Consider the following 19,533-nt stretch of genomic DNA (forward strand, 5'->3'; position numbering starts at 1 on the left):
CTCTCAACAGGCGGTCGAGAGGCCCTTCGTGTCGCAAACTATGGCTTTTCCTTAAGCGGCGTAGCGACCACCACTGCGGGCATGCCCCTGCACTTCGATGTTTTCGACGCGGAACTGTTCTAGCAGCACGACGAGTTGGTCCGCCTCGTCTGCCAGCTGGCGGCTGGCAGCACTGGTTTCTTCGACCATGGCGGCATTCTGCTGGGTCAGCTGGTCCATCTGGTTGACGGCACCATTGACTTCCTGCAGGGCCGACGACTGATCACGCGACGCTGTGGCGATGCTTTCCACCTGTTCGCTGATCCGCGATACCTGCGTGCCGATGGTGGCAAGCGCCTCGCCTGTCTGCTGCACGAGGTGCGAGCCCTTGGAAACCTCCTGCGACGAGGCATTGATCAATTCCTTGATCTCCTTTGCGGCACTGGCAGAGCGCTGCGCAAGCTCACGCACTTCCTGGGCCACAACAGCAAAACCCTTGCCGGCATCGCCAGCGCGGGCCGCTTCCACACCGGCATTCAAGGCCAGAAGGTTGGTCTGGAAAGCAATCGCATCGATGACCTCGGTAATCTGGCCGATCTTCTGCGAGGCGCCCTCGATGCGGCTCATGGCTTCCACGGCATTGCGCACGACGATCAGCGATCCATCCGTGCTGCGACGGGTATCCCCGACAATGGCGTTTGCTTCACGGGCACGCTCAGCTGCCGAACGCACATTCGTGGTGACTTCACTGATGGCGGCAGCCGTCTGTTCCAGCGAAGCGGCCTGGGTTTCCGTCCTGCGCGACAGATCATCCGTCGATTGCGACATCTGGCGGACATTGCCCTGGATGGCGACGACATTGCCCTGGATCAGGCCAATCGTATCGCGCAGGCGCGTCATGGAACGGTTGAAGTCGGTGCGCAGCTGTTCGAGACGGCCGACAAAAGGCGTGTCGATTGTGGCAGACACATCGCCTTCGGCAAGCCGCTCAAGCCCGCCCGCCAGTGCCGTAACGGCAAACTGGATCTGGCGGTCGATCTCCTGCTTTTCCGCTTCGTTCTGCCGACGTTCGGCTTCTGCGGCAGCGCGTTCCTCTTCGCTTGCCGCTTCCAGACGTACCTTCTCCTGGGCATTTTCCTTGAAGATGCCCAGTGCACGCGCCATGTCGCCGATTTCATCGCGGCGGGTTTGGCCATCAAACGATGTTTCCAGATCACCGGCGGCCAGCTTGCGCATGGCAGCAACGATCTGCAGGATGGGGCCTTTGAAGGTGAAGATCAGGCCAATGCCGGCAAAGATCGCCACCAGAATACCAAGCGCCATGGCGGTGATGGAAATCTGGTTCGCCTTTGCACGTTCGATGCCGGCGGCATCGCGCTGAACGGCGGCAAATGTGGTGAGATTGCCCCAGATACGGTTGATCTCGCTGGCTGCGGCATTGAATGCGCCGAGCCGCTGCTTGGACAGATCGAGAAGCGCGATGGACTTGTCTTCCATGCTGATGATCAGCGGCAGTATGGCTCCTGCCCGCTCGCGCGCTTCCTGCGGAAAGGATGCATCGCTCTGCAAGGTACCGGCCGACACATCGAGCGACATCAGGGCGCCTTGCAACTCGTTCAACCCCTGCGGCTCAGGTGCTGCCATATATCGGATCGAGCGGATTTCCAGAACCTTCACGGCGTCCAGAACCTGGCGGGAGGCGGCAAGGAAGTTGGTCGCAATGGCAATCGGCGCATCGAGCTGGCCGAAGACTTCAGTCGCCTGGCGCGCCTTGTTGGATGCTGCACCCTGCAGGCGGATCGAGGCCGGGCGCATCAGGTTGACCGCACGCTCCGTAGCGCCGATCGTGGCATCATTGACGACACCGATCTCCATCTGACGGCTGATCTGACCAACGCTGTCCTGCAACTGGTCTGCCACGACCTTCTGGTCGACCGGCAGAGCGCCGGCGATTTCCTTGACGACGCCGGTCAATTCATCAACTGCGGCCTTGACCACCGCCACCTTCTGCTCGGGCGTCGATTGCGCATTGAAGTCGGTGACCAGCTTTGCGATGGCGGCAGCGCCGCGGTTCAGCTTCTCGGCATCGCGCAGCAGCGCCTTTGCCTTCAACTCATCGACGGCCAGATTGTCACGGATGACCGTGGCATAGTTCACGATATCAGCCTGCTGCTTGACGATCGCACCCAGGTCATTGTCGATCCCCTTGCGGACCTTCACCTCATCCTGGAAGCGCGCCCAGAGCTGATCGACCTGGCCACCGATTGCATCGGTGCCGGAAATGGCGGAATCGATTTCGGCCTTGCCGTCTTCCGTCGAGGCGGAACGGACGGCCTTCAACAGGTCGGCCTGGGTCCTGATTTGCTCCTTCAACGTCGCACGCGTTGCGTCACTGGTATTGTCCAGGAAAGCCGTCATGCCGGAATAGACTTCCTTGAAGCCGCTCAAGGAGTGCAGGACGGAATTGGACATGTCCATGCGGGTCTGCAGGAGGCTGGATGCATAAAGCCCGGAAAGACCAACGGCAGAGATGCTGACAACGAACGGCACAATAAATGTAATGACTTTGGTTTGTATCCGAAAGCGAGCGAGCAAACGGTCGATGACCATAAGGAACCCCTAATGTATGTATGGCTTCTTTTCGAAACAAGCCCCAAAAAAAACCGGGGCATAACTTTCTCTCACCTCCCCATGAAAGATTGCTGAATATCACATGACGCAATTTAATTTCGAAATTGCAAACATGCTCAGCTTTTCCCGCGCCGATGCAGGGGAAACAGCGTGCGTCCCTGGTTCAAAATGAAGCAGACATCAATTTAGGACGCCAAAGCCTCGCCACAGACATGGCCGGACGCCCAGGCCCATTGGAAATTATAGCCGCCAAGCCAACCGGTAACGTCAACGCATTCACCGATAAAATAGAGGCCAGGAACGGATTTGGCCTGCATGCTGCGCGAATCCAGCGCCGTGGTATCGACGCCGCCCAGCGTCACTTCCGCCGTGCGATAACCTTCCGAACCGGCGGGCTTGAGCGACCAGTTCTGCACGGTGGCGGCAATTGTTTCCAGCTTGCGGTCGCTCTGGTCGGCCAGCGGGCCAGCATGGCCCTTATCCTCGGCAAAGAACTGCGCGAGCCGACGCGGCAGGATATCCGACAGCGCCGTCTGCACTGCCTGACGGCCATTGGCTTTCCGGGCGTCCTTCAGCCGTGAGAGCAGATCGATATCTGGCTCGAGCGACAGGGTAATGTCATCGCCCTCGCGCCAGAACGACGAGATCTGCAGAATGGACGGGCCGCTCAGGCCACGATGGGTAAACAGCAGCGCCTCGCGGAAATGCGTCTTGCCATGGCGGATATCGGCATCCACGGCAACGCCAGCAAGCGCCGAAGTGCGCTCCAGCATGGCCGGATCCAGCGTCAGCGGCACGAGTGCCGGCCGGGTTTCCGTCACTGGCAGGCCGAATTGCTCGGCGATCCGGTAGGCAATGCCGGTTGCGCCCATCTTGGGGATGGACTTGCCGCCGGTTGCCACCACCAGCGCGCCGGCTTCCACACTGCCGTTTTCCAGGTCGATGCGGAAGCCACCTTCAATCTTCTCGACGGTACCCACCGGCTGCTGCAACTGAAGATCGACGCCGGCTGCGCGCATTTCCTCCAGGAGCATGCGGATAATGTCCTTGGCGCTGTCATCGCAAAACAGCTGACCGAGTGTCTTTTCATGCCAGGCGATGCGGTGCTTTTCGACAAGTGCCAGAAAATCCTTCGGCGTGTAGCGGGCCAGCGCCGACTTGGCGAAATGCCTGTTCTGCGACAGGTAATTGGCGGGGCTTGCATGGATATTGGTGAAATTGCAGCGCCCGCCGCCGGAAATGCGGATCTTCTCGCCCGGCGCCTTGGCATGGTCGAGCACCAGGACCGAGCGGCCGAGCCCGCCAGCGCGCAGCGCGCACATCATGCCGGCTGCCCCTGCCCCCAGTACCACCACGTCATATCGTCGTTTCACCGGAACATCCCCGTCATTCAAGCATGGCTCTCCTGTTTGCGATCGAACGGACAAAGTCAATCTATCCCCCCTCGCCAATTGCCGGGTTCCGACTATGATGCAGGCAGTAGCAACGAACCCCGGTGAACCATGCCGCCCAAGAAAAAGCCGTCTGCACCTGCGACTGGAAGCGTTCTCAAAGCCGCCGCCACGCAGCCTCCCCTGACTTCTCTGAGGGGTGTGGCGAACTGGCAGGAAGCAGCCGCGTGGCTGAAGGCCCGTGGCATCGAGGATGTCGAATGCATCACGCCGGACCTGGCCGGCGTGCCGCGCGGCAAGATGATGCCCACCTCGAAATTCACCTCCAACACCTCGCTGGCCTTGCCATCGGCGCTCTACCGCCACACGATTTCCGGCGAATATCCCGATGAAACGGCGAATTTCCGCTATGATTCGCGTGATAGCGACATCAAGCTGGTGCCGGATCTGTCGACGCTCTCCGTCGTGCCCTGGGAAAGCGATCCGACCGCGCAGGTGATCTGCGATATCGCCGATACCAATGGCGATAGCGTATCCTACACGCCGCGCAACGTGCTGAAAAACGTCATGCGGCTCTACAGCGAAAAAGGCTGGCGCGCCGTCGTTGCACCGGAAATCGAGTTCTATCTCGTGGCCGTCAACGAAGACCCCGATTATCCGCTGCATCCGCCCAAGGGCCGCTCTGGCCGCTCGATTTCAGGCGGACAGGGCTATTCGATTGCCGGCATCAACGAATTCGACGAGTTGATCGACGATATCTACCACTTTTCCGAAAAGCAGGGCCTGGAGATCGACACGCTCATTCACGAGGAAGGCCCGGCCCAGCTGGAAATCAACCTGCGCCACGGCGACCCGATCCAGCTTGCCGACCAGGTGTTCCTGTTCAAGCGTACCATTCGCGAGGCAGCCCTGAAACACGGCATCTATGCCACGTTCATGGCCAAGCCCATGCAGGGGCAGCCGGGATCGGCCATGCATATCCACCAATCGGTTGTGGATGTGAAAACCGGGCAGAACGTGTTTTCCAACGAGGACGGCTCGCCCTCGCGCGCCTTCTTCCACTTCATCGGCGGCATGCAGAAATATGTGCCAAGCGCGCTGGCCATGCTCGCCCCTTATGTAAACTCCTACCGCCGCCTGACGCCCGACATGGCCTGCCCGGTCAACAATGCCTGGGGCTATGACAACCGCACCACCGCATTTCGCGTGCCGGTTTCGGATGCGGCGGCACGGCGCGTGGAAAACCGCCTGCCGAGTTCCGATGCCAACCCCTATCTGGCGCTCGCGGCATCGCTTGCCTGCGGCTATCTTGGCATCATGCGCGAGATCGAGCCGACGGAACCCACCTATGACACGGCCAATGAAGGCTCCATCGACCTGCCGCGCGGACTTCTGGAAGCCGTATCCCTGCTGGAAGGCGAACCGGCCTTCGAAGAAGTGTTCGGCAAGGAGTTCATCGGCATCTATGCGGGCGTCAAACGCGGCGAGTTCGAGACCTTCATGCAGGTGATCAGTCCCTGGGAGCGTGAATTCCTGCTTCTGAACGTGTAAAGGTGGCACCCATGAACTGGCAAAGCCCCCTGGCTCCCGGCCTGTCCTGGTATCAGGACAGCGTTGCGGATCGCCCGACCTATGAGCGCCTCGACGGGTCCATCTCGGTGGATGTCGCCATTATCGGCGGCGGCTTCACCGGGTTGCAGGCCGCCTACAATCTCGTCAAGCGTGGCGTCTCGGTCATTCTCATTGATGGGGCGCGCTTTGGCGATGGCGCGTCCGGTCGCAATGGCGGACAGCTGGGCACCGGCCAGCGGGCCTGGCCGGACGAAATGGAAGAGGAACTGGGCTTTGACCGCGCCAAGGCGCTGTTCGACATGGCCGAAAACGCCAAGCGCCATCTGCTGGACTTTGCCGAAACCCATGGCATCGACATGGAATACATGCCGGGCCAGATGAATGTTTCCCACCGGGCAGGCAAGGCTTCCGAATATCAGCGCTCGGCCGAGGTGATGGCAACGCGCTTCGGCTATCCTCATGTGGCGTTCATGGACCGGGCCGAGACGGCTGAGCGGCTGGGTTCCAGCCATTATCACCACGGCGTGCGCGATATGGGTACCGGGCACATTCACCCGCTGAAACTGCTGGTGGGCCTTGCGCGTGCAGCCGCCGAGGCCGGCGCGCGGATCTGCGAGATGACACCGGCACAGAGCATAGAACGGATAGGCGCCAAGGTGCTGATCGACACCGGACGCGGTACGATCACCGCTGATCGTGTGCTGATAGCCACCAATGCCTATATCGGCAAGCTGGAAAAGGTCACGGCTGCGCATGTCATGCCGATCCGCTCCTTCATCGCAGCAACCGAGCCGCTGGACCGCTTCCCCGACATTCTGCCGGGATCGGAAGCCGTGGCGGATTCGCGCTTCGTCGTGCGCTATTTCCGCAAAAGCCGTGACGGTCGCCTGCTGTTTGGCGGGCGCGAGGCCTATACCGCCGACAGTCCGCGCGATATCTCGACCCATATCCGTCGGCAGATCGCCGAAATCTATCCGACCCTCAACGAGATCGGCATTACCCATTCCTGGGGCGGATCGGTGGGCATCACCCTGCCGCGCAAACCCTTTGCCCGCGATGTCATGCCGGGCGTAACCTCGCTTGCCGGCTATTCCGGCCATGGCGTCATGCTGTCAAACTATTGTGGCAAGATCTATGCGGATGCAGTGGCGGGAAACAGCAGCGAACTCGATCTGTTCAAGCAGTTGAAGGTACCGCCCTTCCCCGGCGGCCAGACCCTGCGCAAGCCTTTGCTGTTTCTTGCTCTGACCTGGTATGCGCTGCGCGACCGTTTCTGACGGTCACGTGAAGACAGTTCCCGAATACGGGGGCTGGCGTTTTTAAATCGATTAGATTATGTATGTGAACAACCCCGAGACTTTGAAAGAGCAAGGCATGAGCAGCCAGATCATTCCCGTGGAACCCTTCGACTATGTCGTCTTTGGCGGCACCGGCGACCTTGCCGAGCGAAAACTGCTTCCCGCCCTCTATCACCGGCAGATCGAAGGCCAGTTCACCGAACCGACCCGCATCATCGGCGCTTCGCGCAGTGCCCTCAGCCATGACGAATTCCGCAAATTTGCCGACGAGGCGCTGAAGGAACATCTGAAGCCCGGCGAGTATGCGGACGAGCAGGTGGCGAAGTTTCTGGCACGCCTGTTCTATGTCTCGGTGGATGCCAAGTCCGATACGGGCTGGGATACGCTGAAAAAGCTGCTGGATGACGGCAAGGACCGCGTCCGCTCCTTCTATCTTGCTGTATCGCCTGCGATTTTCGGTGCGATTTCGGAAAAGATCCGCGACCACAAGCTGATCACCAAATCCACCCGCATCGTTGTGGAAAAGCCGATCGGCCGCGATCTCGCCTCTGCGCTCGAGCTTAACGACACGATCGGTAAAGTGTTCAAGGAAGAGCAGATCTTCCGCATCGACCACTATCTCGGCAAGGAGACGGTGCAGAACCTGATGGCGCTGCGCTTTGCCAATGCGCTCTACGAGCCGCTGTGGAACGCCCAGTATATCGACCATGTGCAGATTACGGTGGCGGAATCAGTCGGCCTTGAGGGCCGCGCCGGCTATTACGATACGGCAGGCGCGCTACGTGACATGGTGCAGAACCATATCCTGCAGCTGCTCTGCCTTGTGGCCATGGAAGTGCCCTCCTCGATGGATTCGGAGGCCGTGCGCGACGAAAAGCTGAAGGTTCTGCGCGCCCTGAAGCCGATCACCGCTGCCAATGTGGAGCAGATGACGGTGCGCGGCCAGTACCGCGCCGGCGCCTCTGCCGGCGGCCCGGTGAAGGGCTATCTCGAGGAACTCGAAGGCGGCGTATCGAACACTGAAACCTTTGTCGGCATCAAGGCCGAAATCGGCAATTGGCGCTGGGCGGGCGTGCCCTTCTATATCCGCACCGGCAAGCGTCTGACAGCCCGCATGTCGGAGATCGTCATCACCTTCAAGCCGATCCCGCACAATATCTTCGAACCGGCGGCGGGCCGTATTTCGGCAAACCAGCTGATCATCCGCCTGCAGCCGGATGAAGGCGTCAAGCAGTCGCTGATGATCAAGGACCCCGGTCCGGGCGGCATGCGTCTGCGCAATGTCTCGCTCGACATGAGCTTTGCCGCCGCCTTCAATGTGCGCAATCCGGATGCCTATGAGCGGCTGTTGATGGACGTCATACGTTCCAACCAGACGCTGTTCATGCGGCGCGACGAAGTGGAAGCGGCTTGGAAGTGGGTGGACCCGATCCTGAAGGGCTGGGAAAGCACAGGCCAGCTGGCGCAGGGCTATACCGCCGGCACCTGGGGACCAAGCCAGGCCATCGCGCTGATCGAGCGTGACGGTCGCACCTGGCACGAAGGCTGATACCAATGACAACGCGCCTTCATTCCTTTGCCGATGCCACATCGCTTGCCAGCCAGCTGGCGAGCGATGTGGTGATGAGGCTTTCGCAGGCGATTGCCGCTCGCGGCACAGCCTCGATCGCCGTCTCCGGCGGCTCCACCCCGAAGCGCTTCTTCGAGGCGCTGTCGGGCCATGACATTGCCTGGGACCGCGTGATCGTGACCCTGGTCGACGAGCGTTTTGTGCCCGCCGACAATCCGCGCTCCAACCATCTTCTGGTGGAAACGCACCTGCTGAAGGACAAGGCGGAAAGGGCGATCTTCCTGCCCCTCTACCAGCCTGTTGCCGATGCGCTGCAGGCCGCCGCTATCGCCACGACGAAGACGCAGGATATCGGCAACCCATTTGACGTGGCAATCCTTGGCATGGGAACGGATGGGCACACGGCCTCCTTCTTTCCCGGCGGCAACCATCTGGAACGCGCCATTGCCGAAGACACGCCGCGCGGCGTGATGACGATGATGGCCGAGGGTGCCGGCGAGGAACGCCTGACCTTCACCTTCAGCAGCCTCAATGATGCGGGCTTTCTCGTTCTGCATATCGAGGGTGACGGCAAGAAACTGGTTCTCGATCAGGCAGAGGCCGGCACTGACGAGCTGGAAATGCCGATCCGCGCCATGCTGAACCGCGCGGCATCTCCGCTTGAGATTTACTGGGCGCCGTAATCACGCGCCCCTTTGACGTGGCGGGCGAGATGCCCGGCCACGCGACAACCACGCAAACGACAGGCACCGGCGGCGCCGCCCAAGCCCGCCAGCGTCTGCTTATGGAGGATTGGACAATGGCAGCCCATTCGAGCATCGAAGCGATCACCGCCCGCATCGTCGAGCGTTCAAAGCCGCACCGCGAGGCCTATCTTGGCCGCGTGCAGAAGGCGATCTCCAAGGGCGTGCACCGCTCCACGCTCTCCTGCGGCAATCTTGCCCATGGCTTTGCCGTCTGTTCCCCCGCCGAGAAGGACGCGCTTGCCGGTGATGTCGTGCCCAATCTCGGCATTATCACCGCCTATAACGACATGCTTTCGGCCCACCAGCCCTATGAGATCTTTCCGCAAATCATCCGCGATGCAGCGCGTGCGGCCGGTGGCGTGGCACAGGTGGCCGGCGGCGTTCCGGCCATGTGCGATGGCGTGACGCAAGGCCAGCCGGGCATGGAACTGTCGCTCTTCTCGCGCGATGCGATTGCCATGGCAGCCGGCATCGGCCTGTCGCACAATATGTTCGATGCGGCCGTCTATCTCGGCATTTGCGACAAGATCGTGCCCGGCCTCGTCATCTCGGCGCTGACATTCGGCCATCTGCCGGCAATCTTCATTCCGGCCGGCCCCATGACGTCGGGCCTGCCGAATGACGAGAAGTCGCGCATCCGCCAGCTTTACGCTGAAGGCAAGGTTGGCCGCGCCGAACTGCTGGAAGCCGAATCCAAATCCTATCACGGCCCCGGCACCTGCACCTTCTACGGCACGGCCAATTCCAACCAGATGCTGATGGAAATCATGGGCTTTCACATGCCCGGCGCCTCTTTCGTCAATCCCGGCACGCCGCTGCGCGAAGCGCTGACCAAGGAAGCCGTGAAGCGCGCATTGGCGATTACCGCACTCGGCAATGAATTCACACCAGCCGGCGAGATGATCGACGAGCGCTCCATCGTCAATGGCGTGGTTGGCCTGCATGCGACCGGTGGTTCGACAAACCACACGCTGCATCTCGTCGCCATGGCGCGGGCCGCCGGCATTCACCTGACCTGGCAGGATATTTCCGAACTGTCCGATGTCGTGCCGCTTCTGGCCCGCGTCTATCCGAATGGCCTCGCCGATGTGAACCACTTCCACGCCGCCGGTGGCATGGGCTTCCTCATCAAGCAGCTTTTGAAGACCGGCCTTGTGCATGACGATGTGCGCACCGTATTCGGCCATGGGCTGGAAGCCTATACGGTGGAAGCCAAGCTCGATGACAACGGCGCCGTGATGCGCCAGCCGAGCCCGGAGGTGAGCGGCGATGCCAAGGTGCTCGCCACCAGCGACAAGCCCTTCCAGACCAATGGCGGGCTGAAAATGCTGCATGGCAATCTCGGCAAGGCGGTCATCAAGATTTCCGCCGTCAAGCCCGAGCGACATGTGGTCGAAGCGCCAGCAATTGTCTTCAACGACCAGCAGGAGCTGCAGGAAGCCTTCAAGCGCGGCGAGTTGAACAGGGATTTCGTCGCCGTGGTGCGCTTCCAGGGCCCAAAGGCGAACGGCATGCCGGAACTGCACCGCCTCACCCCGCCGCTCGGCGTGCTACAGGATCGCGGTTTGAAGGTGGCGCTCGTCACCGACGGGCGCATGTCCGGCGCCTCCGGCAAGGTGCCTGCTGCCATCCACGTGACGCCGGAAGCCTGCGACGGTGGCGCGATCGCCAAGATCCAGAACGGCGACATGATCCGTCTCGATGCGGTCAACGGCACGCTGGAAGTGCTGGTGGATGCGGCCGAATTCGCCGCCCGCCCGCTGGCCGAGGTCAACCTGGAGGACAATGAGTTCGGCATGGGCCGCGAACTGTTTGCCCCCTTCCGCCGCCATGTCGGCCCGGCCGATGCCGGCGCCAGCGTGTTTTTCGGATGAGAATGAGCAAGGGCGGGCAAAAATCCGCCCTTGCATTTCACCTCGCCAATCCCGCCACGGCTTGGAAGCTTTTATCCGGCAGCGGAATGGACTTTGCCAACGTCACGAGTTCACGGACATCATCCAGCGTCGGCATCAGTTCCAATTGCCCATGCGTCAGCTTATTGCGCATATCGGCAAATTTCCGCAGGCTTCCGCCATCATGCTGTTTGATATAGCCCTGAGAGACGAGGAGATCGATCAGGGCACGCGCAGAGATCGTCTTGCCTGCCGACCCGGGATCCAGGGCTCTACCGATCGCTTCGAGGCTTGCCCATGCAAGCATGAGCCCGGCGCGTGGATCAATTTCAGCCAGTTGCCCTACCGTATCAAGCGTTTGTCGAATTTCAGAATTGGGTGTCGGGGTGATCGATGTCTGATCCGAGGCGAGGTACAACACCTCAAGCGTCCAATCCGGCCGGCCCGCAAACAGGGACTGCAATTGCTTGATCTTCGTGTTGTTCGATGGATTCAGCGGGTTGATGACCTCCACCACAAGCCCCGGCTGCTTTCCGACTGCCAGAGCATCAGGTCGATACTTACCCAGGAAATCCGGGATGTCCTCAAGGCCTGGCTCCCGCACCACGCGATAGCCCTGCGCGCTCCAGATCGGCTCCATTTTATCAAGCGCCGCACGCTCGGCTGCTGAATGATCCAGCATCATGACAGTTCCTCGTGAAGATCTGACGTTATCCTAACATAGGTCACCGGCTTTGCCGCCTCTAAAGCGTCGGCCAGGATTGCGCTTGGACTACCAAAGCTGAACACTTTGCCCGGCTCAAACTTTTGCACAACAACGCGTTCTATCAACCTGTCATCATCGTAAACGCAGCGGTTCATGGCATCCAGAATGGGCTTCACGCGATTGTCGACATCCCCCGACAACTGACCATCGGGAAAGATGTAGATCGTCACGGCAAGCGGATCGGTCAACAGCCATGAGCCGGCTGGCAGGGCCGCACGTGCAAAGCCCGCCACGAGGCGTTTCCATGCCTCCTTGGAATCAGTCGATGCCTGCAGGCTCAAGGGAGTGCCCGGCACGATGAATTCAAAAGGTAGATCTGGTTCCAGAGCGATCACCGCGCAGCGATTGTTCACTCCATGATTGTATTGAAATCGATCAGGAAGAAAAGCGGGTTGCGCCCGAGGCGTGATCTTTACTCAATGGCATGCGGAACATGCGGTTTTGACTATCAGCTTGAAAAGGGTGCCTTCCCCCTCACCAGCTGCGCACGTCCAACTTCTTATCCTTGTGGGCCGGGTGGGTGGAGAAGATGAACACGCGGTCGAGTTCCTTCTGCGTCAACAGGCGCAGGAAGCGCACATCGACCGTATTATTGGCGTTCTGGCGCATCAGAACGCAGCCGATCTTCATGATGCGGGCATCTGGAATATCGAGCACGAACTCGGTGGGAAGGTTGGTCTGGGTCAAAAGCGCAAGCATGGCGCCGCTCATGGAAATACGCACAACATCACAACGGCGCGCCGCCATGTGCATCACATGCTTTTCCGTATATTCGATGCGCCCGGCATTCATCGTATCTTCCATCTTGAACCGGCTTTCCCGGTCATACATGAAAGATTCTTCGCGCTTCAGATAATGCTTTGGAACGCCTGACATTAGAGCCTCAATATGCCACATCGAATATGCGGTGATACTAGAGGCCGAAGCTTAACAGAGCGTATGGAAGGGGGCCCTGATAGACCCTTTGAAATCCAAAACTTGCGGGGCTTTCGGTGATCAGACCCGGTAGGTTTGACCGTCTGCATCAAAAAGATGCATCTTTGCCGGATCGGCGGCAAAGCGCAGCATTGCCCCCTTCTCCACCTTGAAGATGCCGGGCATCTTGGCAACGATCGGCTCCTCGTCTGTCAGGCCCTCGATATAGAGCAGCGTGACCTCACCAAGCGCTTCGACAATCTCCACCTTGCCCTCGAACAGATAGTCATCGCTCGTCGTCACCGTCAGGTCCTCCGGACGGATGCCGAAGCTTGCCGCCTTGCCGCTTTCCGACGCTTGGGTTGCCACCGGAACAGAGACGATAGTGCCGCCACGAAGCTCGATGCCGGTCTTCTCGCCGGTTTCCTTGATGGTTGCCGGAATGATGTTCATGGCCGGCGAGCCGATGAATTTTGCGACAAACAGGTTCTTCGGCCGCTCATAAAGTTCGAGCGGCGGGCCGACCTGCTCAATACGGCCGGCCGACAGAACCACGATACGGTCTGCCAGTGTCATCGCCTCCACCTGATCATGGGTCACATAGATCATCGTGGTATCGGGCATGCTCTCGTTGAGCTTGGCGATCTCGATACGGGTCGCGACACGCAGGGCCGCATCAAGATTGGACAAAGGCTCGTCAAAGAGGAAGACTTTCGGATCGCGGCAGATGGCCCGGCCGATCGCCACACGCTGACGCTGGCCGCCGGAAAGAGCCTTGGGCAGGCGCTCCAGATATTGCGTCAGCTGCAGGATATCGGCGGCCGCGCGCACGCGCCGGTCGATCTCCTGCCTGCTTTCCTTGGCAATGCGCATGCCAAAGGCCATGTTGTCATAGACCGTCATATGCGGGTAGAGCGCATAGGACTGGAAGACCATGGCAATACCGCGCTTGGATGGCGGCACTTCGTTGACCTTCTGACCATCGATCAGCATATCGCCACTGGTGATTTCCTCCAGCCCGGCAATCATGCGCAACAGTGTGGATTTGCCACAGCCGGACGGCCCGACGAAGACGATGAATTCGCCCTGGCGAATATCAAGGTCAATGCCGTGCAGCACTTTCACCTGGCCATAGGCCTTGCGAACATCCTTCAGAACCAGTCCGGCCATGTTTCTCTCCCCTTCGTTTATCAGGCGTGGCGCGCGAAAAACGCACCCCAGGCCGGCAGGTTTATGGTCTGTGCATCCACTGCGCTGTCAAAGCCGTGGCCGTCCAGCACCTGCCAGTCTCCCTCCGGCAGGCTGGCCGTCACCGCTTCGCCGCTCATGTTGAACAGGCACAGGATCGTCTCGTTGCCAAACCGGCGCTCATACCCCAGCACGGCGCCTTCGACGGGCAGGAAGTCGATCTCGCCCTTGGCAAAAGCCGGGTGCTGGCGGCGGAAGGCGAGGAAGCGGCGATAGTGCTCCATCACCGATGTCTCGACGCCCTGTTGCACATTGACGGCGCGCAGCTGGTGTTCAACCGGGATCGGCAGCCAGGATTTTTCCGCATGCGAGAAACCGGCCTGCGTGGCATGATCATCCCAGACCATCGGCGTGCGGCAGCCATCGCGGCCCTTGAATTCCGGCCAGAACTGGATGCCATAGGGATCCTGCAGATCGGCAAAGCCGATATCGGCTTCGGTGAGACCCAGTTCCTCGCCCTGATAGATGCAGATCGAGCCGCGCTGCGTCAGCAAAATGGCCGAAAGCAGCTTGGCATAGGCATCGCGGTCCAGCACGTCGGCGCCCCAGCGCGAAACATGACGCACCACGTCATGGTTGGAAAAGGCCCAGCAGGCCCAGCCTTCGGGAGCTGCCTGCGCAAAACCCCTTTGCACTTCGGCAACCCGCTCCGGCGTCAGCACATCCGGCGCCAGGAACTCGAACGCGTAGCACATCTGCATCTTGTCATCGCCGGACGTGTATTCGCCGACGATTTCCAGCCCGCGCTGGCTATCGCCCACTTCGCCGACGGCGGCAATGGCCGGAAACTCGTTCAGAACGGCGCGGAAGCGCTTGAGGAAGGCAATGTTTTCCGGGCGGTTCTTGTCGTAGATATGCTCCTGGAAATTATAGGGATTGACCGCCGGTGCCGTGGAGGCATTGCGCCGTTCCGGGGCAAGCGCCGGGTTGTCGCGCAATTCCCGGTCATGGAAATAGAAGTTGATCGTGTCGAGGCGGAAACCATCGACGCCGCGCTTCAGCCAGAAGCGCACCACATCCAAAAGCGCATCCTGCACCTCCGGATTGTGCAGGTTCATATCCGGCTGCGAGGTGAGGAAGTTGTGCATGTAATATTGCATGCGCGTCGGATCCCAGGCCCAGGCTGACCCGCCAAAGATCGACAGCCAGTTGTTGGGCGGCGTGCCATCCGGCTTCGCGTCGGACCAGACATACCAGTCGGCCTTGGGGTTGACGCGGCTCGAGCGGCTTTCGACAAACCAGGCATGCTGGTCGGAACTGTGCGAGATGACCAGATCGATCATCACCTTGATTTGCAACCGATGGGCTTCGGCAATCAGCGCATCGAAATCCGACAGCGAGCCGAACATCGGATCGACATCGGTGTAATTCGACACGTCATAGCCGAAATCCTTCATCGGCGACGGGAAGAAAGGCGAGATCCAGATCGCATCGGCGCCCAGGCCAGCAATATGCGGCAGGCGCGCAGTGATGCCCTTCAGATCGCCGACGCCATCGCCGTTCGAATCCTGATAGGAGCGCGGATAGATCTGGTAGATGACTGCCCCGCGCCACCAGTCGGCATCGGGCATTTCAGTCGTCGTGGATGCAGCAATCATGCGTGTAAGACCTTGAGAGAAGAATGCTCAGCCGCCCTTGACGGAACCCGCCAGGAGGCCGCGCACGAGATAACGTTGAAGCGCGAAGAACACCATCAACGGCACGATGATGGTGATGAAGGCCGAAGCCGTGAGAATTTCCCAATTGCCGCCGCGCGAGCCGAGCAGCGCGTTGAGACTGCCCGTCAGCACCAGCTGGTCGCGGCCCGTCCCTAGAAACACGATGGCGATCAACAGGTCGTTCCACACCCAGAGGAACTGGAATATGGCAAACGAGGCAAGCGCCGGGAAGGAGAGCGGCAGCACGATCTTGACGAAGATCTCGAAATCGGAGGCGCCATCGACGCGCGCACTTTCGATGATTTCCTTCGGCAATCCGGCGATATAGTTGCGCAAGAGATAGATGGCGAGCGGCATGCCGAAGGCGGTATGCGCAAGCCAGATACCGGCATAGGTTTTCGATGAGGTACCGAAGAAGGAACCAACCTCGTTGTAAAGCCGCAGCAGCGGAATGAGCGACATCTGCAAGGGTACGACAATGAGCCCGACCACCAGTGCGATGATGAGCGCCCGGCCGGGAAAATGCATCCAGGACAGCGCATAGGCCGCAAAGGCGGCAATCAGGATGGGGATGATGGTGGCCGGAATGGTCACCGTCAGCGAATTGATGAAGGACTGGCCAAGCCCCTCGGCATTCACCACGGTGCGGTAATTGTCCATGGTGAAGGCGGGCGGCGATGACACGCTCAGATAGACGCGCTTGCCGCGCGAGCCTTCGAAGGGGCCGGTCCTGGTATAGACGTAGGAACCGTCTGTGTTGATCGTCAGCGTTTCACCGTCACCCAGATCGGCCGGCTGATTGGCCGGAAAGGCTGCCGGTTCCTGAACCCGCACGCCAAAGCCCGTGACGCTGCCGCCCTGCCCCGCCTCGAAGACCGAGCCGGTGATGACGTAGTTCGTGCCCTCTTGGCGGGCGCTTGCCGGATCGCCCAGCCGGCCGGCGCTGGTCTGCGTCGAACTGCTGAAGGCGGTCCACCAGCCGGATGTGGTGATCTGGCCCTTGTCGCGCACAGAGGTCACGAGAATGCCAAGCGTCGGGATCAGCCAGAGGATGGCGATGAAGATCACCGAAAGATGCACGATGAGGCGCGGCAGGCCAAGGCGGCGGATACGCACAGAAAGGTTCGTCATCTCAGTGTCCTCCCTGTTCGCGGTTGGCCTGGCGGATGTTCCAGACCATGATCGGCGTGACGGCTGCCATGATGATCAGCGCAATGACCGCGCTTCGGCCGCTATCGCCGCCGCCGCGGAACATCCAGTCGAACATCAGGTTGGCCAGAACCATGGTTTCCCATTGGCCATTGGTCATGGTCAGCACGATATCGAAGACCTTCAGCACGAGAATGGTGATGGTGGTCCACACGACCGCGATCGTGCCCCAGATCTGCGGCACCATGATCTTCCAGAAGATCTGCCAGCCATTGGCACCATCGATGACGGCGGCCTCGATGGTTTCTTCCGGGATGCCGCGCAGCGCTGCCGACAGAATGACCATGGCAAAGCCGGTCTGGATCCAGATGAGGATGACCATCAGGAAGAAATTGTTCCAGAAGGGCATGGCGATCCACACTTCCGGATCGCCGCCAAGGAAGGTCACGACGGCATTCAGCAGCCCGATCTGTGTTTCGCCGGCGCCGCGATATTCATAGATGAACTTCCAGATCACCGAGGCGCCGACAAACGAGATCGCCATCGGCATGAAGACGATGCTTTTGGCGATATTGCCCCACCAGATGCGGTCGGTCAGAACGGCGATGACAAGGCCAAGGAAGGTGCAGGCGGCCGGCACCACCGCCAGCCATAGGATATTGTTGAAGATCGACTGGCGAAAGCCCGCATCGAAGAAGGCCCAGCGATAATTGGCAAGACCGACATAATTCTCGCCAGTCCGGTCATGGAAGGAGAGGATGAATGTGGCAACCACCGGATAGACCAGATAGACGGCCAGAAGCACCACGGCCGGGCCGAGAAACAGCCAGGGGCGGATCGTGGCGCGGCGGTTGAGATTGCGTGATGCCTGCATCACGTCGCCATCGCGCACCGGCAGCGCCAGATTGAGGATCTTGTCCGAGAGCCAGTAATAAAGTGCGCAGACGAATACGCCGACGATCATCACGCCGACGGCCGACAGGATCTGCGATGCCATGTGCCCTCCTCGCGGCCCCCACCCGGACCGGCTTTGCCCCGGCTCTCATGGCCGGTATCTTGTTCCTGGCAGTCATGCGCCGCCCGCTGCCGGGCGACGCATCCGATGGAGCCTTATTTCAGACCATCCCAGGCTTTCTGGATTTCCGTGCCGACCTGCTGGCCGGACTTGCCGCCAACAAAATCGACCATGCCGGTCCAGAAGGCGCCGGCGCCGATCTTGCCGGGCATCAGGTCGGAGGCATCGAAGCGGAAGGTGGTGGCCGTCGTCAGGATCTCGCCCTGCTTCTTCAGCGCGTCATTGCCATAGGTCGCGATATTGACGCCCTTGTAAGGGGTGAGGAAACCGGACTGCGCCATCCACACTTCATGGGCGATCGGCGTCTTCAGGAAATCGATGAAGGCCTTGGCGGCGGGCGATTCCTTGGTGATGGCGACCAGCGTGCCGGCACCCAGAACCGGCGTGCCAAGCTCAGGCTTGGAGGCATAGGTCGGCATGTAGAAGAAGTCAGCATCCGTGCCGAGCTTGGTGCCTTCCGGGAAGAAGGTCGGGATGAAGGATGCCTGGTGGTGCAGATAGCATTTCGGCGGAATGCCGAACATGCCCTTCGGGCTGTCGCGGAAATCGGTCGAGGCCACGGCTGCCACACCGCCCGAGACATATTTCTCGTTCTTGGCAAATTTGCCGAATTCCTCAAGCACCGCGACCACTTTCGGATCGTTGAACTTCAGCGCGTTCGACACCCACTGGTCATAGGTCTCGCCGGTGTTCATGCGCAGCATCAGGTCTTCCACCCAGTCAGTCGCCGGCCAGCCGGTCGCGCCGCCGGAACCGAGACCGATGCACCAGGGCGTGCCACCATCCTTGACGATTTGGTCGGACAGCTTGAACAGGTCCTCCATCGTCTTGGGCACTTTATAGCCGGCTTCCTCGAAGTTTTCCGGCACATACCAGACCAACGACTTCAGGTCGGCCTTGTAGGGGAAGGCGAAGAAGGCGTCCTTGCCGTCCTTGCCCTTATAGGTGCCCAGATCAACCCAGGACTGGCCGGCGCCGTAATTGGCCTTCACCCAGGCGCCCGTATCTTCCTTCAGCGGCACCAGCAGGCCCTTGGCCGCCAGATCCTTCAAAAGACCGGGCTGCGGCAGAATGGCGATGTTCGGCGGCGAACCGGCCTGCGTATCGATGACGATCTGCTGCTCGTAGTTTTCCGAGGACGAATATTGCGCATTGGCGCCGGTGGCGGCGTTGAAATAGGCCAGAACGCTCTTGAAGAGAATTTCGTCATCGCCGCGCCAGGGTCCGAAAACCGAGAGCGTCTGACCCTTCAGGTCGCCATGTGCGGCCTTGAAATCCTCGTAGCTTTTCCAGTTAAACTTAGCATCCGCGCCTGGCGCGAATTTCAGATCCGCGGCGAAACCGGATGTTGCAACAAGGCATAGAGCCGCCACGCCAGCGAGTAGTAAGTGTTTCATGATCAGACCTCCCGTCAAAAATTGTCGATCTTCCTGCCTCGATCGATCAAACGCTTTCAAAGCGCTTTGGAACCAAAGAAGCCACGCCCCCGGCCTGTGAGTCAAGAGCAATCTTAACATGCACGCTGCCCGGCAGGGTGGCAGGGCAAAGAGGACAGAACGCTGCCGGATCTATTTTTGCGTTTTCGTAAGATCGCCTCGCTGATAAGGTGCCGAAGCGCTTTGGATGGCACCATGCCCGATGGC

15 protein-coding genes are annotated in these 19,533 nt (G+C 60.2%); 5 read left to right on the top strand and 10 right to left on the bottom strand.

The window, feature by feature from the left end; translation table 11 throughout:
- Positions 1–51: 51 nt before the first annotated feature.
- Both E8M77_RS20620 and E8M77_RS20625 read right to left on the bottom strand, forming a co-directional pair.
- Positions 52–2,457 (bottom strand): HAMP domain-containing methyl-accepting chemotaxis protein, encoded by a 2,406-nt coding sequence (locus tag E8M77_RS20620; protein ID WP_246659340.1) that lies wholly within the window; start codon positions 2,455–2,457, stop codon positions 52–54.
- 338 nt (positions 2,458–2,795) lie between these two features.
- A complete protein-coding gene (locus E8M77_RS20625; RefSeq protein WP_137132598.1) occupies positions 2,796–3,983 on the bottom strand; it encodes an NAD(P)/FAD-dependent oxidoreductase in 1,188 nt (395 codons plus the stop codon).
- 129 nt (positions 3,984–4,112) lie between these two features.
- On the opposite strand from E8M77_RS20625, the gene E8M77_RS20630 reads away from it, so the two are divergent.
- From E8M77_RS20630 to edd, 5 genes are all read left to right on the top strand, one after another.
- Entirely contained in the window at positions 4,113–5,552 is a 1,440-nt protein-coding gene (locus E8M77_RS20630; RefSeq protein ID WP_137132488.1) for a glutamine synthetase family protein, read from the top strand.
- 11 nt (positions 5,553–5,563) lie between these two features.
- On the top strand, positions 5,564–6,850 hold the full coding sequence (locus E8M77_RS20635) for an FAD-binding oxidoreductase (protein ID WP_137132489.1): 1,287 nt from the start codon (positions 5,564–5,566) through the stop codon (positions 6,848–6,850).
- A gap of 97 nt (positions 6,851–6,947) precedes the next feature.
- Positions 6,948–8,420, top strand: a complete 1,473-nt coding sequence (zwf, locus tag E8M77_RS20640) for a glucose-6-phosphate dehydrogenase (protein ID WP_137132490.1) — start codon at positions 6,948–6,950, stop codon at positions 8,418–8,420.
- A gap of 5 nt (positions 8,421–8,425) precedes the next feature.
- Positions 8,426–9,124 carry a 6-phosphogluconolactonase gene (pgl, locus tag E8M77_RS20645; protein WP_137132491.1) on the top strand — a complete coding sequence of 233 codons (699 nt, stop codon included), beginning with the start codon at positions 8,426–8,428 and terminating at the stop codon, positions 9,122–9,124.
- Between the two features lie 116 nt (positions 9,125–9,240).
- On the top strand, positions 9,241–11,061 hold the full coding sequence (edd, locus tag E8M77_RS20650; RefSeq protein ID WP_137132492.1) for a phosphogluconate dehydratase: 1,821 nt from the start codon (positions 9,241–9,243) through the stop codon (positions 11,059–11,061).
- A gap of 37 nt (positions 11,062–11,098) precedes the next feature.
- On the opposite strand, the gene E8M77_RS20655 is transcribed toward edd, so the two are convergent.
- From E8M77_RS20655 to E8M77_RS20690, 8 genes are all read right to left on the bottom strand, one after another.
- Positions 11,099–11,764 (bottom strand): hypothetical protein, encoded by a 666-nt coding sequence (locus E8M77_RS20655; RefSeq protein ID WP_137132493.1) that lies wholly within the window; start codon positions 11,762–11,764, stop codon positions 11,099–11,101.
- On the bottom strand, positions 11,761–12,198 hold the full coding sequence (locus E8M77_RS20660) for a RusA family crossover junction endodeoxyribonuclease (protein WP_246659341.1): 438 nt from the start codon (positions 12,196–12,198) through the stop codon (positions 11,761–11,763). Before E8M77_RS20660 ends, E8M77_RS20655 begins: the two co-directional genes overlap by 4 nt.
- A 121-nt stretch (positions 12,199–12,319) precedes the next feature.
- Positions 12,320–12,676, bottom strand: coding sequence for a hypothetical protein (locus tag E8M77_RS20665; protein ID WP_170975954.1), 357 nt, complete (start codon positions 12,674–12,676; stop codon positions 12,320–12,322).
- 165 nt (positions 12,677–12,841) lie between these two features.
- Positions 12,842–13,930 (bottom strand): sn-glycerol-3-phosphate ABC transporter ATP-binding protein UgpC, encoded by a 1,089-nt coding sequence (gene ugpC / locus E8M77_RS20670; protein WP_137132495.1) that lies wholly within the window; start codon positions 13,928–13,930, stop codon positions 12,842–12,844.
- A 20-nt stretch (positions 13,931–13,950) separates the two neighbouring features.
- Positions 13,951–15,606, bottom strand: a complete 1,656-nt coding sequence (locus E8M77_RS20675) for an alpha-glucosidase family protein (RefSeq protein WP_137132496.1) — start codon at positions 15,604–15,606, stop codon at positions 13,951–13,953.
- Between the two features lie 27 nt (positions 15,607–15,633).
- On the bottom strand, positions 15,634–16,797 hold the full coding sequence (locus E8M77_RS20680) for a carbohydrate ABC transporter permease (RefSeq protein ID WP_137132497.1): 1,164 nt from the start codon (positions 16,795–16,797) through the stop codon (positions 15,634–15,636).
- Between the two features lies 1 nt (position 16,798).
- Positions 16,799–17,812: a sugar ABC transporter permease gene (locus E8M77_RS20685; RefSeq protein ID WP_137132498.1), complete on the bottom strand. Its 1,014-nt coding sequence runs from the start codon at positions 17,810–17,812 to the stop codon at positions 16,799–16,801.
- Between the two features lie 113 nt (positions 17,813–17,925).
- Entirely contained in the window at positions 17,926–19,287 is a 1,362-nt protein-coding gene (locus E8M77_RS20690; RefSeq protein WP_137132499.1) for an ABC transporter substrate-binding protein, read from the bottom strand.
- Positions 19,288–19,533 lie beyond the last annotated feature (246 nt).

This window comes from Rhizobium sp. FY34 (assembly GCF_005222845.1).
Classification (GTDB): domain Bacteria; phylum Pseudomonadota; class Alphaproteobacteria; order Rhizobiales; family Rhizobiaceae; genus Neorhizobium.

Coding starts and splice junctions, on each gene's coding strand:
- E8M77_RS20620 (WP_246659340.1), bottom strand. CDS start 2,457: ATGGACATGTCCAATTCCGTCCTGCACTCCTTGAGCGGCTTCAAGGAA.
- E8M77_RS20630 (WP_137132488.1), top strand. CDS start 4,113: ATGCCGCCCAAGAAAAAGCCGTCTGCACCTGCGACTGGAAGCGTTCTC.
- E8M77_RS20635 (WP_137132489.1), top strand. CDS start 5,564: ATGAACTGGCAAAGCCCCCTGGCTCCCGGCCTGTCCTGGTATCAGGAC.
- zwf (WP_137132490.1), top strand. CDS start 6,948: ATGAGCAGCCAGATCATTCCCGTGGAACCCTTCGACTATGTCGTCTTT.
- pgl (WP_137132491.1), top strand. CDS start 8,426: ATGACAACGCGCCTTCATTCCTTTGCCGATGCCACATCGCTTGCCAGC.
- edd (WP_137132492.1), top strand. CDS start 9,241: ATGGCAGCCCATTCGAGCATCGAAGCGATCACCGCCCGCATCGTCGAG.
- E8M77_RS20655 (WP_137132493.1), bottom strand. CDS start 11,764: ATGATGCTGGATCATTCAGCAGCCGAGCGTGCGGCGCTTGATAAAATG.
- E8M77_RS20665 (WP_170975954.1), bottom strand. CDS start 12,676: ATGTATGACCGGGAAAGCCGGTTCAAGATGGAAGATACGATGAATGCC.
- ugpC (WP_137132495.1), bottom strand. CDS start 13,930: ATGGCCGGACTGGTTCTGAAGGATGTTCGCAAGGCCTATGGCCAGGTG.
- E8M77_RS20675 (WP_137132496.1), bottom strand. CDS start 15,606: ATGATTGCTGCATCCACGACGACTGAAATGCCCGATGCCGACTGGTGG.
- E8M77_RS20680 (WP_137132497.1), bottom strand. CDS start 16,797: ATGACGAACCTTTCTGTGCGTATCCGCCGCCTTGGCCTGCCGCGCCTC.
- E8M77_RS20685 (WP_137132498.1), bottom strand. CDS start 17,812: ATGGCATCGCAGATCCTGTCGGCCGTCGGCGTGATGATCGTCGGCGTA.
- E8M77_RS20690 (WP_137132499.1), bottom strand. CDS start 19,287: ATGAAACACTTACTACTCGCTGGCGTGGCGGCTCTATGCCTTGTTGCA.